We start from the raw sequence: 15196 nt of genomic DNA on the forward strand, positions 1-15196 counted from the left end.
TTAAATCGCTCTAAAACTGTGCACTTTTAATTCGTAGATAACAGTATTTTTCAAAACAGCCTATTCTTTCTCTATTCCCGGCGGTCTGCGCAGCTCTTTCTTTTCAGACTTCTTTCTTTTTTCTTTGAGTATTTTTTCTTTTGCTCTTTTGGAACGCCTGCGCTTCTGCCTTCTTATTTTTTCTATCCGCTTCCTCTTTTCCGAATTCCTTCCCAGGATAAGCGCTTCAATCTTATCGGCCAAAATCCTTCTGGCCAGAAATCTATTCAGGCTTTGAGAGCGTTCTTTTTGACATTTTACTTCTATCCCGGTCGGCCGGTGTTTTAAATAAACACAACTGGATGTCTTATTGACTTTTTGCCCGCCTTTTCCGCTTGAGCGGATAAATTTTTCTTCAATGTCGTCCTTGCGGATTTTCAATCTGTCCATCTTTGCTCTTAATAGTATCTTTTTATTATTGCTTATACTAAATCGCATTAGTGTTTCCCATATAAACCGATTAATTCTGCCCGGTCCAGGATATGCCCCTGCATGGCCTGCTCTAACTCATCCTTGCTGATGCCTTCCTGCAAACCCAACATTTGATCCAGAGCATATACCTTAAATGGCAGAAGCACTTTATACATTCACCGTAAAAATCTTATCCCTTGTTTTTTTGCCTTTGACTAAAATAACTTCGGATTTAATTATATCAAAATATTCCGATAATACCTTTACTACAGCTTGATTGGCCTTACCCCCTATAGCTTTTGCCCTTACCCAAACCAAATAGTTGCTCTCACCCTTCTTTTCAACTTTGTTTTCCCTGGCTTGCGGCTTAACCCTAACTGAAATTTTCATACCTCAGTCATCTATGTGCCTAAACTGGTAGACTGCTTTTGAAAGTTTGTCAAACAACATCTCTTCCTGAATAAACTTGGGCGAGGTATCAACAATCTTAGAAAAACCCTCCCAGATCCCAAACCAACCCAAGGGCATAAGTATGATAGCAATAATTTCGATTGTAAGTTCGTTGAATAACTGAAAATACGTAAGTAGCGTGAGAAGGCCCAAAGAACAAACACCGAGTATCGCAAAGGTAATCCCGCGCCTCCTGATGCGGCTGACTTCTTTCTGTCTTTGCATGGCTCTATGCTTGAAATATCTTTTCAATCTCAGGATAACCGTCTTTTCTTGCGTTTCGTTCTTAAGTGAAACCGGAGCATATATAGTAATAAGAAAACTGCCTCTGCGTGTTTCGCGATATCTTTTTTTAAGCTCTGTTATAAAATCTTCCGAAAGAGCGCGGACATTAAAAAGCCGGGGGTCAAAATCAGAAAAGATATCATCCCACGTATCAATGGCGATTGATATCTCTTTTATGTCTTTTATTCTTTGTTTTGTTTCTGCCATTCAAGTATCGTGTCCCCGGAATTATCCTAAATTAGACTCCTTCATAATCTTTATCTTGGCATCAATAAAATCGCTATGGGCTATTCTAAACAAACCTGATATCTTCCTTATAATTTCGACTTCATTGTTATCTAACTCTTTGTCAACACACGCAATGCGAAAAAGGTTCTCTATAATTGATATTTTGATATCTTTGGGCAAATTCTCACTTATCTCGTGAGTAAATTGATATAAATCTATTCTTTCTTTAGCCGCTTCTTCAATCGAGGCTAAAACAGCCGGTATATCTTCATTTGGAATTTTACTATGCAAAATAAGGACTTCTTTGATTTTCTCCTTCTCTTCCGGCAGAAACTTTTCATCGGCCTCAGCCACAACCCAGAGCAAAACCCCTAAAGCAATTTTATCATCTATATCCTTTACCTTAGGCTCATCAGGCTTATCCTTCCAGACGTTTGAAATCACATTTCTTCTAAATTGGTCCAAAAAACCAGCCATATATTTCCTTTCCTTGTTTAAATTCCGTTACCTATTTTTATTTCCGGTATAATTTTGACTTTAGCTTTTATAGAACTGGAAATAAGACAGTTGTTTTCTGCCTTATCAATAAATTCTTTTGCTATTTTGCGGTCTTCGGAAGAAACAATAATAATTTCCGGCTCAACGCCTATTTGCGTAAAAACCAGTTTACCCTCCTGCATTTCCAACATACCGCAAGCCTTGCTTTTGTAGTTTAAAACATTTAAATTGTTCCTTTGAGCATAATATAAAAACGTAGTCATAATACAGGAATTGACCGCGGCAACAAATAAATCTTCCGGGCTCCATTTGCCGTAATGACCTTTGAATTCAGGAGGAGCAGCTACTTCGATGTTAAGCTTATCAGGCGAAGAAAGTAAACCTTTCTTTTCTCCCTGCCATTTTATAAAGTTTTCATAAATAAACCGTTTGGTTTTAGCCATCTTCCCTAAAAACAAGTAGGGCAGGTTCCTGTAGAACAACTCGAACCTGAAGATTTAGATTTGCTGTTGGAAGAATCACCCACGCTAAAAGACGCAAATGTTTTTTCAATATTTTTACTGCCGCACTTTTTGCATTTTAGTTCTGTCTTTTCTGATGTTACTCCTGCTAATAAATCAAATTTTTCTTTACAATCTTTACAGATATAACTGTATATCGGCATAGTTTTCACCCTCCAAATCTATCTGATGTTAAGTATATATTCCCGGATATTACATATAATTCAATGCTTCCTGCAACAAAGGAAGCAGGGGCTCTATCTCTTCTTTGGTCATCCTTCCCAGCTTGGCAAACTTAAACTCGTCCTGATCATTTTTGTTCTCTCTGCTAACTTGCAGCTTCTTGATCCCTTTATTATAAGAATGGACACTTACGGTCAATCGCTCTGTTTCGGTTTCACAAGACTTTGAAAACAAACGTTCATCCAAACTGTTATCATACGGCATGGCGGCCCTCCTTTATATTTTTTTCTGAAATCTCCTCAGCGGGTTTTGGGAACGGATTTGATAATATCATAATCCCCGCCTCTTAATCAAGCATTGTGAGATGCCCGGGGATTCTTCATCAGGTCAGTTCTCTATCTATCGAACCATCGGGAAGCATATTATCGGAATGAGGAATTCCCTGTTCTTCCATCTGTTTTCTTACGCAATCCGGACTATTGCTCCAGCAATAATCTTCAATCCATCTTTTATCCAGTTTTTTCTGCTCATAAAACCTTTTAAGGGAACAAACATTAAACCATTTGCACGTTTCTTTAGGGATCATTCTCTTTCTTCCAGCAGGATGTTGGACGCGGCCCCCTCGAGGGACGGCCCCGTAAATTCCCTGTTATTCTATATACTCTCTTCCAGCATCTTTATTCGGCTGTGGACGTTATGCAGTAAGGCAAGAAGTTCTGATATCTGGATATGGCAAGAAGTGAAAATCGGTTTAATTTTCCGTAAAGCTTCCACCGACTTCTTAATCGCTTTTTTGCAGATCGCAAATTGAGCAACGGCATCATAGAGCCCAAACTCATCTTCGTTAACAGGTTCGTGAAATCCGCATAATGCCCTGTGTAGTTTTACCGACAAGAGCGTGTGGTACCAGGCAACTGTTTCAAAATCATAGGCAATTTTAGGCTTTACCCGTTCTTTTTTATAAAATGTGCCTTTTAAAAATATCTGCGTTTTCCTGCGATACTGTTCTGTTGTATAACGCAACGGATTATTTTTTGCAAACTCAATATGTGCTTTTATTTTTGCAAAATCCAATTCATTTATACCATCATCGGAATTAATTTCACTTTCCCGGGCATATTTTTCAAGAAGATTTTCTGCAGACTTAAACTGCTGTTTCATAACTTCAACGGTCATCTCCGGATCATCTTCATCCCTGCCGTGGGCAATGCAGGTTATTTTCCGCTCAATTTCATCCTGATAAAGCTTACAGCGCACTTGCTTTTCGAGAGAACACCGCTCGCACCACCGGTCGCAAAAATTATACGGTGTTTCTTTTTCAAACCGGGCATTTTCCTGAAGTATCTTTTGTAATTTTTCGCTCATAATTTAACCTCCATTATTGAAAAAGTTACCTTCTTTCATGTTTCTCTTTTTTAATCCCGATATACCATATACCGGCCATTTTAGAATTGTTCAAAAGCTTGTCAAGAACGGCCCTTCTTTTTAGAATAAGCCGGTAAAAAGACGCTCCAGCCTGTAAATTTTTCCTTGAATAACAGCCGTTGGGGAACACCCCGTTCTACTCAGAATTCTTCCAGGCCGCCTCTTGCTGGCTTGTTCGTTTTAACGGGTATAATTAAGTATCGTGTCCCCGGAATCCCGGAATCAGCGCACTACCGATAATTACAAAAATTAAGCGGGATGGAAAACTTCAATCCTTTTAAGTGCGTGATAACTGCCTGTAAATTATCTTTTTTGGCTGAGCGGACCTTGATTTTATCGCCTTCAATTTGGGTTTGCACCTTAAGGCCAAGCTTTTTTATACCAGCGGTAAGCTCTTTGGCTTTTTCCTTATCAATACCGGTAGATATTTCTGCTACTTGACGCAAATATCCTTCAAAGGCTTTCTCAACATCTTTAAATTTAAGCGCTTTATAAGCAATGCCTCTTTTAGCCATTCGGGCAGTTAAAATATCGGTAAGAGCTCTCATCTTAAAGTCATCATCTGCAACCAGGGTAATTTTCTTCTCCTTGCGATCATAGGCAATGGATGATTTACTATTTTTAAAATCATAGCGCTGAGCCAACTCCTTCTTAGTCTGATTTACCGCATTGTCCATCTCCTGCAGGTCTACTTCAGAAACAATATCAAAAGAAAAATTTGCCATATTTCACTCCTTTACGTTTCATTCCCCTTAGGCTTCGCCGCTGTTTTTGCTGAATTCTTTGATAATTTCTCTACCTCTTTCAACATCTTCTTCAAAAATCATTATTTTACCCGCCCCAACCTGAAGTCTAAATATTCCATCATATGCAGAATCTTCAAGCGAACGGATCATTACCTGGATTTTTTCTTCTTCTAAAAGATTCCTTAGTCTTTCTCCCTCAATAATATTATTAAAGGTATAAAGAGATACCAGCTTTCTTTTCCTCATCGCTTTCTCTATTTCTTTTTTTAAATCCCCGGTTTCTTTTATCGCGCTTTGGTGAAAAGTCTAGGTTTGCGGTCAAAACCGTTTTAAGTTTGCGGCCAGGACCGTCCCCGGATATTATTCCGTTATTTTCTCTACAACGGCGCTTTTGGCGATGTCGCCGGGAGAGGTTATATCTGCTGAGGAAACATCGGGAACAATGTCAAGCCCGCCGAAATTAAATGCCTCATAACAGAGCTCGGAACAAAAGTAATCCTTACTTTTCTGTAGTTTATTGGTAGTGGCTTTAACTTTTTTGAATACTTTTGCGATAAGTTTCAAAATCCCCAGATAAAGAACACCCCGATAATCATATCTATTATTCAGTTGTTTCACCAGATAAGCCAGTGTCTTACGTAAATCGTAACTATACTCTTCTTTAATCCTGTATATATCATACTGCTGTGGAATCTGGCTTATATCGCGCGCCCTCACCCCGCCCTTGGTCATTGCCTCGATTGCAACATCAAGCTTCGGAGCAACACAAACCGCCACATGCGAATACTTGCTATCCGTCCCCCAGGCAATCAACTTCGACAACAAATCCTCCTCCGCTTTAAATAACAATATATCCCCTGCTTTCATCATCCCCGCCTCTTAACCAAGTATTGTCCCCGTTTTCTATTTATTTTTTTCTTGTGTATTTGCTTTTTTCTTTTAATAGTCTTGATATATCTTTCTGTCTTCTTGTGATTTTTTCTTTAAAAAATAAAAATTAGCAAGATTGCAATACGTCTTGGGAACAGCTCTGGGGATTGCGGTCAGAACCGTCCCCGAATGTTTATATTTTACCCCTCAATACTCTCAGAATCAAGCCAAAAGTGATTATATTCCTACCCCCGCAGGTTTAAGAAAAAATCTCGAGGGATCTTTTTAGGTTTTGGTGAAGGTGGGCGATGGCGGTGCCGTAGTTAGTGATGGGAATTCCCTGGGACTTTGCTTGATAGATTCGGGAGAGGGTCTCTTTTCTGTTTAGCATGCAGCTGCCGCAGTGGATAATCAATTTGTAAGCGCTTAAATCCGGGGGGAAATCATGGCCTGAATAGACGTCAAAGGTTATTTTGCGGCCTGTTCTTCGGGCAATCCAGTTGGGGATCTTTACTCTAGCGATATCATCGCCTATCGGGTGGTGGGTGCAGGCCTCGGCGATCAAGACCCTATCCGGGGGATTCAAATCATCAAGCGCAGCGGCTCCTTTTACGAATTCCCGCAGGTCTCCTTTAGAACGGGCAAAGAGAATGGAAAAGCTGGTGACCAGGATGTCGGAAGGGACAGCTTCAAAAACCTCTTTGAATACTTGAGAATCGGTCACCACTACCTTGGGCTTTTTCTTCAAATTATTAAGGGAAGCCGGGAGTTTTTTTTCATCGGTTATCAGGCAGTTTGCCTTTTTGTCTAAGATCTCTCTTATTGTCTGCTGTTGGGGAAGGATTAATCTGCCCTTGGGCGCCTCTTTATCAACCGGGATAACTAAAATAATCAAGTCATTTTCGGTTATTAGATCAGAGATTATTGGAAGAGGATTTATCCAATCAAGTGGCAGAATATTTATTATCTCGGCCTTTACCCGGGCGGTTAGTTCCCATGTCTTATCCAGACAGGACGCCTCTAAATAAGGTATGCCTTGTTTTTTTAGTTTCTTGGTTAAATCCGGTTCAGCCTCCCGAATATCGATCTTGTTTAAAATTACCAGAATAGGCGTATTTCTTTTCTCTGCCTCTTTTAGGATATTTTCTTCAAAATCAGTCCAGGCCCAGGCCTCGGCTATCAACAGAATAACATCCGCCCGGTCAAACATCTTAACTGTCTTCTCTATCCTTAAAATCCCCAGCCCGCCCACGTCATCCAGGCCGGCAGTATCAATAAATAAAACCGGGCCAATCGGCAAAAGCTCCATTGGTTTTTCCACCGGGTCAGTGGTGGTGCCGGGGTGAGAGGAGACTATTGAAACGTATTGCGAGGTCAAGCAGTTTAATAAAGACGACTTGCCCGTGTTTCTTCTTCCCAAAATAGCAATATGTAATCTTAAACCTTTAGGAGTCTTCTTCATATTTCAAAGAGTCCCCTCTCCCTTGAGAAATCGTCCTTTTTGCCTTTGAGATTATCTGTTTTGCTTTTTCTAATCTTACTTCGACCTTGTTATCGTAAATCTTATAATCTTTACGGTAATTTTCGGGGGTAAAGTCAGGCATAATTACATTGGCCCCGGATTTTAAGGCCCGGAGCTGGCCGGCTTCTTTATCTAAACTTGCCAGGGCAGTTGTAGCCGGCAGGTGAGCGTTTTTTGTTAAGATCCTGGTCATGGCTAAAACCTTTAAACACAAATCTAAATCTCCTGCTGGCTGATCCCTCAACGGCGTATCTTTCTGGGGGATAAACGGGCCGATCCCGGCCATATCCACGTCTAGGTCTTTTAAAAATAACGCATCGCAGGCTAAGTCCTTAACAGTCTGATGGGGAAGGCCTACGATATTGCCTGAACCAATTTGAAAGCCTATTTTTTTTAAGTATTCCAAGATCTTTATTCTCTGCTTTAGGTCCTGGCCGGGGTGCATAATTCTATAAAGCGCGGGGTTTATTGTCTCGTGTTTAAGTAAATACCTATCTGCCCCGCTGTCTTTAAACGCCTGGTAATCATCTAACGGCCTTTCTCCGATGCTTAGTGTAATTGCTATATCTGTTTTTGCTTTTATTTTGGAAATTATATTGCAAAGAGATTTTTGGGTATAGTAAAAATCATCCCCTGACTGAAGCACAATGGTTTTTATTCCTTTATTAATAATCTCCAGCGCCAGGGCTATTATTTCTCCTTCAGTCATCCTGTATCTTGCTATATTTTTATTATCCCTTCTCAATCCGCAGTAAACACAGTTTCTTACGCAGTGATTGGAAAACTCTATTATGCCCCTCAGGTGCACTTCGTCCTTACAGAATTCTTTTCTTGTTCTATCTGCCTTTTCAAGCAGGCCTTTTTCAAAAATAAAGGTCTCTTTCTCCATTTTCCAGGCGTTGGTAATATTGCATAAGTTGAGAGTGCGCAGTTAATGATCTTTTTTTGACCTCTTCTATTTCTTTTTTTATAAGTTCTTCTCCGGTCAACTTGGTTCCTGGAGAAGCGAAATCATCCAGCCATTCTCTAAATGTTAAAATCGCGTTGAGTTTGCAAAACCACCCCTCTTTGCCGCTTCGAAGCAAACCCATAATCTTTTGACCCGTTCTTCCACATCTATATCCGGCAGTGCAAAAAGAGGTTATATATCCCATCCCGGCCAGTTCTTTTATCACCTCATCCAAGCTTCTTGTATCTCCTAAAAGAAACTGCTGTTTTTCCGCCTCCTGCTCAGTATATCTGTCGCTATAAGCGCCGATACCGATACGGGTAGAAGCATCTGTCTGGGTAGTGCCAATTGGTATAACCTCTCGTCTGATATCAGCCGGTTCCCGGGCAGTAAGGATCATCCCTGTATAAGGGACTGACAACCTGATTACAGCAATCAGTTTTTTAAAATCTCTATCTGAAACCTTATATTTTGTATCCTGAATAAACGGTGTATTGGCTGCCGGCTGGAGACGCGGAAAAGAAATTGTGTGCGGGCCTATGTTGAAATGTTTTTCCAGCTCCCGGCTGTGACATAACAGGCCCATTACCTCGAATTTCCAGTCATACAAACCGAACAGCACTCCGATTCCCACATCATCCACACCTGCCTCCTGTGAGCAGTGCATAGTGTAAAGACGCCGGAGATAATCACCTTTTTTGGTACCCTGAGGATGGATATGTTCATAGGTCTTACGATGATATGTCTCCTGAAACACCTGATAAGTGCCGATCCCTGCTTGTTTTAAGCGTTTTAATTCTTCAACAGTTAACGAAGGCGCGTTTACATTTACCCTCCTAATCGAACCAAAGCCGTTCTTTGTTTTTACCTTTACTTCGTAAACCGCCTTTATGGTATCCACCATATAATCTATATTAGATACGGGGTGTTCTCCGTAAACCACGATCAAACGTTTATGCCCAATCTCGCCGGCCAAGACTTCTGTCTCTTTTTTTACCTCTTCCATATTTAACCTTCTTCTTTTCTCAATTGTGTTTTCTTTCCTGAATGCGCAGTATAGACAGCTGTTTACGCAGAAATTGCTTAAATACAAAGGAGCAAAGGTTACAATTCTATTGTCATAGACCTTTTTTTTGATTTCTGAGGCAGTACGAAAGATTTGTTCAGAGATTTCAGGGTCTTCGGTATTTAACAAAGCAGCGCACTCATCGGGTTCTAATGTCTGAATAGACAAAGATTTCTCCAAAATGTCTTTTATTCTTTTAGGATCAGGCCGCTCGTTTCTTTTTAAGCTCTCAAAGATTGCGTCTTCGTTTATAAAGGATTGGCCGCTGGTTGAATAGCTTTTCATCTATGCTCATCTGTGTGTTGTGTATTATTATTAGTACCGGGGTCTTTTAATATAATGCGTGTGTAAAAGGTGATGGGATAGTTTGCCTAAGGGTTTTCCTAAAAAGTCCTTATATATCTCTTTTATTGCGGGGCTTTCGTGGGATTTTCTGATCGGTTTATTTCTATCTTCCTGATATATGCTTTCAGCCCTTTTCAACCTTACTTCTTCATTAGTAGGCATGGGCTGACCTCCTCCGCCCAGGCATCCGCCGGGGCAGGTCATAATTTCTATAAAATGGTAAGGGGATGTCTTGTTTTTGATTTCTTCTAACAAAATCTTGGCATTTGACAAGCCGTGGGCAACAGCGACTTTTAAGATTGTCCCGTCTAAATCTATTTCTGCGCTTTTTATTTCCTGCATACCGCGCACTTCTTCAAAATCTATTTTTTCCAGGGTCTTTCCTGTAACCACTTCATAAGCGGTTCGCAAAGCCGCCTCCATTACGCCTCCGGTTGCTCCGAAGATAACCGCTGCCCCGGTTGAAATACCCAAGGGCTTGTCAAAATCCCCTTCAGGCAGATTAACAAAATCAATCCCGGCCTCTTTAATCATCCGGCCGGCCTCCCTGGTGGTAAGCACTATATCTACGTCTTGCGTGCCTGAAGACCTCATCTCCGGACGCTGGGCCTCGAATTTCTTTGCTGTGCAGGGCATAATCGAGACCACACACATATCTTTAGGTTCAACCCCTATTTTTTTAGCATAATAGGCCTTGGCAATTGCCCCGAACATCTGCTGGGGCGATTTACAGGTGGACACATGTTTTTTTAAATCCGGGAAAAAGTGTTCAAGGTATTTTATCCAGCCCGGAGAACAGGATGTTATCATTGGAATCGTGCCCTTGTTCTTTATCCTCTCTACCAATTCATTGGCTTCTTCTATAATCGTCAGGTCTGCCCCAAACTGGGTATCAAATACTTTGTCAAATCCCACTCTGCGCAGGGCCTCGGCCATTTTGCCGGTTACCAAACTGCCGGCAGGCATGCCGAATTCCTCGCCAATGGCTGCCCTTACTGCCGGCGCTGTCTGAACCACTACAAACTTCTTAGGATCAGAAAGCGCTCCCCAGACATCATCCACCGCTGTCCTTTCTCTTAATGCGCCGGTAGGACAAGCCAGAATACACTGGCCGCAGGTCGTGCAATCTACGTTATTTAACCCCTTGTTAAAAAAAGTCAAAACCTGTGTTTTTCCGCCTCTATTTACAAAATCAATCGCTCCTACAGCCTGAATCTCCGAACAGACCCTGATGCACCGGCTGCACAAGATACATTTATTGGGATCTCTGATTATCGCCGGAGAGGTCTCATCTAAATCATAATGGTATTTACGCGCCTTTTGAAATCTTAAATCCCGTATCCCTAAATTATAGGCTAAGTCCCTTAATTCGCAAGTCTGGCTCCTGTCACAGGTAAAACAATCTTCCGGGTGATTGGCCAACAGCAATTCCACAATCATCTTCCGCGCCCGTCTGATCCGGGAAGTATTTGTCTTGACAACCATTCCTTCCTCAACCAAAGTAGCGCACGATGGCTCAAGCCGTGGTTTTCCTTTAACTTCCACTACACAAACCCTGCAAGCGCCGTAAATAGACAACTTTTCGTGATAGCATAAATGAGGAATATTGATGCCAATGCTCTTCGCTGACTCAAAGATTGTTGTGCCCTGCGCTGCGCTTAAATCTTGTCCGTCGATTGTGAAATTAACTTTTCTTTCGTTCATATCGGGCAAACTCCTAAATCGCATTTCTTCTTTAAAATATGTTTTTCGAATTCATCCGGGAATTTTTCCAAAGCGCTTCTTACCGCGTTAAGCGCTGACTGCCCCAGGCCACAGCGGGAGGTATCGTATAAAACCTCCTGCAGTTCTTTTAAAAGTTCTATGCCGCCTGACTCTCCCTTGCCAATAGTAATATTGGTAAGCAGTTCTTTTGCCCTTTTTGTGCCTTCCCTGCAAGGGGCGCATTTTCCGCAAGATTCATAGACAAAAAACTCAGCGCATCTTTTGGCCAGGTCCACCAGACACCGGGTATTGTTTATTACAATTACCGCCCCACTGCCCAGCATACTGTCTTTTTCCTGAATGCTTTTATAATCCATAATCACATCCAGGTCTTTTGCTGTCAGAAAACAACTGGAAACTCCTCCCGGCAAAACCGCTTTTATTTTACCGTCCGGGCCCCCGCCGTAAATATAAATAAGTTCTTTTAAGGTTATACTGGTAGGAAGTTCATAAATCCCCGGTTTTTTCACATCTCCGGAAAGACAATATAGTTTTGTTCCCGGGGATGCGGGTGAGCCTATTTTAGAAAACCGTTCTCCCCCTTTAAGAACTATCGCCGGGATATTGGCCAAGGTCTCTACGTTATTTAAAACCGTCGGTTTATCTTTAAAACCGACAAACGTGGGAAAAGGAGGCTTTATCCGCGACTGGCCTTTTTTACCCTCTAAAGAATCCAAAAGAGCGGTCTCTTCCCCGCAAACATAAGCGCCCGCGCCTCTATAAAGCGCAATCTTAAACGAAAAATCAGAACCCAAAATATTTTTACCCAAAAAATTACTTTTCTCAGCCTCTTTTATTGCCTTTTCTAAACTTTTATATCCTTCGATATACTCGCCCCTGATATAAATAAGGCCTTCTTCAGAAGAAATTGCTTTTGCGCAAATAGTCATTGCCTCTAAAAACAGATGCGGGTCTTTTTCTAAGATAAGCCTGTCTTTAAAAGTACCGGGCTCACCCTCATCAGCATTGCAGACTATGTATTTAGGCCGGCCCTTTTCTTTATAAACAAATTCCCATTTTAACCCGCAGGGAAAGCCCGCCCCGCCTCTTCCCAAAAGATTAGAGTCCTTAACCTCTTTGATTATTTCCTCAGAAGACATCTTAAGCGCCTTTTCCAGCGCCTGATATCCACTTTCTTTAAGGTAACTTTTCAAATTACCTTTATAATTTTCTTTTTCAATATTTTTTAGCAGTATTTTCATCTTCTATAAAATATGATTACAGAGATTAAAAAGCAGATTACAGAGATTATTTTTCAAGGAAATAATCTGTGTAATCTTAATTAATCTGTGTAATCAGAGGTCGCTGATGTGATTTTTTAGGAGCTTTTCAGCGACCTCTTTATTTTTCCTTGTAAGAGCGAATTATTTCTCTCGCCTTACGGGGCGTTAGATTTTCATAGCGCGTTTCATTAACTACCATTACCGGCGCTTTATCACAGCAGCCCAGGCAGGAAATCTTTTCTATGGCAAACTTTTTATCAGGGCTGACTTTTCCCGCGGTAATGTTTAATTCTTTTTTCAAGGCATCTAAAATCTTTTTTGAGCCTTTAAGATAACAGGGCAGAGACATACACAACCCAATGACATACTTTGCCTTTTTTTTGAATCCGAACATAGAATAAAAACTTACCACGCTGTAAACCTCTGTCGGCGGTAAATCCAGCTCTTTAGCCAAAAACAAGGCCATTTCCTCGGTAAGCCGGCCGTATTTCTTTTGAACGGCATGCAGGCAAGGAAGCAACGCCTCTCTTTGCCGGTTATAAGTCTTTAAGATTTCTTTTATCTCTTCCATGGTTTTCTTTTAACAACTTCAATTACAGACAGCAGGCATTCTGGGCAGCCAAGACCAGGGGATACATCGTCGGAGCCGAAGTAAGACAAGGATGAGTAGCCATCTGTAATGTCTCAAGCTCGGTCAGAGAATCTCTTTTCTGGATAGCCATACCAATAACATTTATCATTTCGCCGCAGGATATACCCCCGGCTACCTGTCCGCCTAAAATAATTCCGGATTGTTTTGAAAAAATCAATTTGACTTTAACCTTGCTGGCCCCGGGCATAGTAGAAGGGTGTTTATCCATACCGTCTACCTTGCCGACTACAATCTCAAAGCCCTCTTTTTTAGCGCTGGTCTCAGTCAAGCCTGCTGAACCAAGCACCAGTCCATCAACACAGGTTGAGAATATAGCGATAGTTCCTTTATTTTCACGCACTACCTTCAACTGATAAAGATTCGAACCGGCAATCCTTGCCTCGGCAGTTGCGGTAGAGGCCAGTAAAACCGGTGTGTCTTTCCGGGTGAAAAAATCCCTCTTGCCCGCGCAGTCGCCAACAGCAAAAATATTCTGATCAACACTTCTCATATATTCATCTACCCAAATACCCCGGCCTTTTCCCAGGTCTAAGCCCGCTTCCTGGGCCAGGGCAGCATTGGGCTTGGCGCCGATGCCCAAAATAACACAATCTATATCTAACTTTTCCCCTCCTGAGAGAAGCACTTTTTGGACTTTATCAGTTCCCTCAAATTCTTTAACCTGGGTATTAAGTAACAGGTTCACACCTTTATTTTTCAGCCTTTCTTCAACCAGCAGGGAAAATTCAGAGTCAAATGAATTAGCCAGTAAGCGGGGAAGCATCTCTGCTAAATACACGTTGAGCCCCTTTATGGCAGATAGTTCATCGGCAAATTCTACACCGATAAAACCGCCGCCTAAAACCAGAACATTCTTAGCCTTCCCGACTTCCTCTATCGCCTTTTTAAGATAATCCATATCTTTATATACCGGATAAACCCCTTCTTTGTCAATACCCGGAATAGGAGGCACAACCGGCGTAGAGCCAATCGCTAAAACCAGCTTTTCATAACGGTATTTATCATTGTTTTTTGTTAAAATTGTCTTTTCAGCACGCTCTATCTTTATTACTTCGTCTACAACTACTTCTACATTATTTTTTTTCAACCCCCTCATTCCTACTGCATTTTCATCAGGGTTTTTCAGGCTGGAAAACATATAAGGAATGCCGCAGGGAATAACTCCTTTATCTACATCTTTTATCAGCAAAATCTTCTTATCGGGATAATATTTATGGGCAACAACCGCGCTGATAATCCCTGCCGGGCCTGCGCCGACCACCAACACATCTACGTTTTTATTCATTTTTTCTTCTCCTTAAGATTTTTTACCGGGATTGGCCAAAAAATAAGTAAGCGTCTCCAGCTCCCGGGAAAGGTCTATATCTTTTACTCTTATATGTTCGGGCACGGTCAATGCCGCGGGGGCAAAATTTAAGATGCACCCAACGCCCGATCTGATCAATTTATCGGCAACTCCTTGAGAAACCTCTGCCGGAACAGCTATAACCCCAATAGCTACTTTTTTATCCGAAACAATCTTATCTATATTATCTATTGATTGAACGGTTATGTCTTTTATCTGCTTGCCTATCTTGCGGGCATCCAAGTCAAAGGCCGCTACTATATTAAGCTCGTGTTCTTTGAATCCCGGATAAGCCAAAAGCGCCGAACCCAAATGCCCCACCCCAACCACCGCCACATTCCATACCTTATCCTTGCCCAGTATCCTTTCTAATGCGGCCTTAAGCTCATGAGTATCGTAACCGGAGCCGCTCACTCCGAACTGGCCGAAATAACCTAAGTCTTTTCTGACATGGGCATCACTCAAATTAACCCTGTCGCCCAATTCCGCCGATGATATCGTCGGAATGTTCATTTTCACCAGGTTGGTAATTTCTCTTAAATATATGAAAAGCCGGGAAATTGTTCCTTCAGGCACCTTTTTGCTGCTCATCGATCCTCAATAACCTCTCAATTCGTAATAGAATTCACAGACTTTGTGTTACTTTTCACAAAGTATAGCAAATAAAAAAATCTTTGTCAAGGAGAAAATAGGCA

Annotated in this window: 21 protein-coding genes; all 21 read right to left on the bottom strand. The window is 41.5% G+C overall.

The features are described 5' to 3' along the window. Nucleotides 1-60: 60 nt before the first annotated feature. The 21 genes from U9Q08_01220 to U9Q08_01320 all read right to left on the bottom strand — a co-directional run bounded on the left by U9Q08_01220 (nt 61) and on the right by U9Q08_01320 (nt 15092). A complete protein-coding gene (locus U9Q08_01220; protein MEA3328354.1) occupies nt 61-477 on the bottom strand; it encodes a peptide chain release factor-like protein in 417 nt (138 codons plus the stop codon). Continuing rightward, nucleotides 477-626 carry a hypothetical protein gene (locus U9Q08_01225; GenBank protein MEA3328355.1) on the bottom strand — a complete coding sequence of 50 codons (150 nt, stop codon included), beginning with the start codon at nt 624-626 and terminating at the stop codon, nt 477-479. The genes U9Q08_01220 and U9Q08_01225 overlap by 1 nt, the downstream gene beginning before the upstream one ends. After that, on the bottom strand, nt 619-840 hold the full coding sequence (locus tag U9Q08_01230) for a DUF167 domain-containing protein (GenBank protein ID MEA3328356.1): 222 nt from the start codon (nt 838-840) through the stop codon (nt 619-621). Before U9Q08_01230 ends, U9Q08_01225 begins: the two co-directional genes overlap by 8 nt. A gap of 3 nt (nt 841-843) precedes the next feature. Next, complete coding sequence (locus U9Q08_01235) at nt 844-1392, bottom strand: hypothetical protein (GenBank protein MEA3328357.1); 549 nt, start codon at nt 1390-1392, stop codon at nt 844-846. 21 nt (nt 1393-1413) lie between these two features. Continuing rightward, nucleotides 1414-1890, bottom strand: coding sequence for a TerB family tellurite resistance protein (locus tag U9Q08_01240; protein ID MEA3328358.1), 477 nt, complete (start codon nt 1888-1890; stop codon nt 1414-1416). A 17-nt stretch (nt 1891-1907) separates the two neighbouring features. Next, complete coding sequence (locus U9Q08_01245) at nt 1908-2354, bottom strand: OsmC family protein (protein MEA3328359.1); 447 nt, start codon at nt 2352-2354, stop codon at nt 1908-1910. A 5-nt stretch (nt 2355-2359) separates the two neighbouring features. Next, the gene (locus U9Q08_01250) at nt 2360-2575 is read right to left on the bottom strand and encodes a zinc ribbon domain-containing protein (protein ID MEA3328360.1); all 216 of its coding nucleotides are present in this window, start codon (nt 2573-2575) and stop codon (nt 2360-2362) included. A gap of 49 nt (nt 2576-2624) precedes the next feature. Then, complete coding sequence (locus U9Q08_01255; protein ID MEA3328361.1) at nt 2625-2858, bottom strand: hypothetical protein; 234 nt, start codon at nt 2856-2858, stop codon at nt 2625-2627. 118 nt (nt 2859-2976) lie between these two features. Beyond that, the gene (locus U9Q08_01260; GenBank protein MEA3328362.1) at nt 2977-3180 is read right to left on the bottom strand and encodes a uracil-DNA glycosylase; all 204 of its coding nucleotides are present in this window, start codon (nt 3178-3180) and stop codon (nt 2977-2979) included. A 68-nt stretch (nt 3181-3248) separates the two neighbouring features. After that, on the bottom strand, nt 3249-3959 hold the full coding sequence (locus U9Q08_01265; GenBank protein MEA3328363.1) for a hypothetical protein: 711 nt from the start codon (nt 3957-3959) through the stop codon (nt 3249-3251). A gap of 290 nt (nt 3960-4249) precedes the next feature. Next, nucleotides 4250-4744, bottom strand: coding sequence for a YajQ family cyclic di-GMP-binding protein (locus tag U9Q08_01270; GenBank protein ID MEA3328364.1), 495 nt, complete (start codon nt 4742-4744; stop codon nt 4250-4252). A 27-nt stretch (nt 4745-4771) separates the two neighbouring features. Beyond that, nucleotides 4772-5011 carry a DUF2007 domain-containing protein gene (locus U9Q08_01275; GenBank protein MEA3328365.1) on the bottom strand — a complete coding sequence of 80 codons (240 nt, stop codon included), beginning with the start codon at nt 5009-5011 and terminating at the stop codon, nt 4772-4774. A 114-nt stretch (nt 5012-5125) separates the two neighbouring features. Then, nucleotides 5126-5635 (bottom strand): YiiX/YebB-like N1pC/P60 family cysteine hydrolase, encoded by a 510-nt coding sequence (locus U9Q08_01280; GenBank protein ID MEA3328366.1) that lies wholly within the window; start codon nt 5633-5635, stop codon nt 5126-5128. 259 nt (nt 5636-5894) lie between these two features. Continuing rightward, nucleotides 5895-7097, bottom strand: coding sequence for a [FeFe] hydrogenase H-cluster maturation GTPase HydF (gene hydF / locus U9Q08_01285; protein MEA3328367.1), 1203 nt, complete (start codon nt 7095-7097; stop codon nt 5895-5897). Further along, a complete protein-coding gene (gene hydE / locus U9Q08_01290; protein ID MEA3328368.1) occupies nt 7081-8046 on the bottom strand; it encodes a [FeFe] hydrogenase H-cluster radical SAM maturase HydE in 966 nt (321 codons plus the stop codon). Before hydE ends, hydF begins: the two co-directional genes overlap by 17 nt. Then, nucleotides 8021-9457: a [FeFe] hydrogenase H-cluster radical SAM maturase HydG gene (gene hydG / locus U9Q08_01295; GenBank protein ID MEA3328369.1), complete on the bottom strand. Its 1437-nt coding sequence runs from the start codon at nt 9455-9457 to the stop codon at nt 8021-8023. Before hydG ends, hydE begins: the two co-directional genes overlap by 26 nt. A gap of 30 nt (nt 9458-9487) precedes the next feature. Continuing rightward, nucleotides 9488-11221: an NADH-dependent [FeFe] hydrogenase, group A6 gene (locus tag U9Q08_01300; GenBank protein MEA3328370.1), complete on the bottom strand. Its 1734-nt coding sequence runs from the start codon at nt 11219-11221 to the stop codon at nt 9488-9490. Then, the gene (gene nuoF / locus U9Q08_01305; GenBank protein MEA3328371.1) at nt 11218-12483 is read right to left on the bottom strand and encodes an NADH-quinone oxidoreductase subunit NuoF; all 1266 of its coding nucleotides are present in this window, start codon (nt 12481-12483) and stop codon (nt 11218-11220) included. Before nuoF ends, U9Q08_01300 begins: the two co-directional genes overlap by 4 nt. Nucleotides 12484-12622: 139 nt before the next feature. Then, the gene (locus tag U9Q08_01310) at nt 12623-13075 is read right to left on the bottom strand and encodes an NAD(P)H-dependent oxidoreductase subunit E (GenBank protein ID MEA3328372.1); all 453 of its coding nucleotides are present in this window, start codon (nt 13073-13075) and stop codon (nt 12623-12625) included. Nucleotides 13076-13097: 22 nt separating this feature from the next. Then, a complete protein-coding gene (locus U9Q08_01315) occupies nt 13098-14441 on the bottom strand; it encodes an FAD-dependent oxidoreductase (protein MEA3328373.1) in 1344 nt (447 codons plus the stop codon). A gap of 12 nt (nt 14442-14453) precedes the next feature. Beyond that, nucleotides 14454-15092: a redox-sensing transcriptional repressor Rex gene (locus tag U9Q08_01320; GenBank protein ID MEA3328374.1), complete on the bottom strand. Its 639-nt coding sequence runs from the start codon at nt 15090-15092 to the stop codon at nt 14454-14456. Nucleotides 15093-15196 lie beyond the last annotated feature (104 nt).

This window comes from Candidatus Omnitrophota bacterium (genome assembly GCA_034717435.1).
Taxonomy (GTDB): domain Bacteria; phylum Omnitrophota; class JAUWXU01; order JAUWXU01; family JAUWXU01; genus JAYELI01.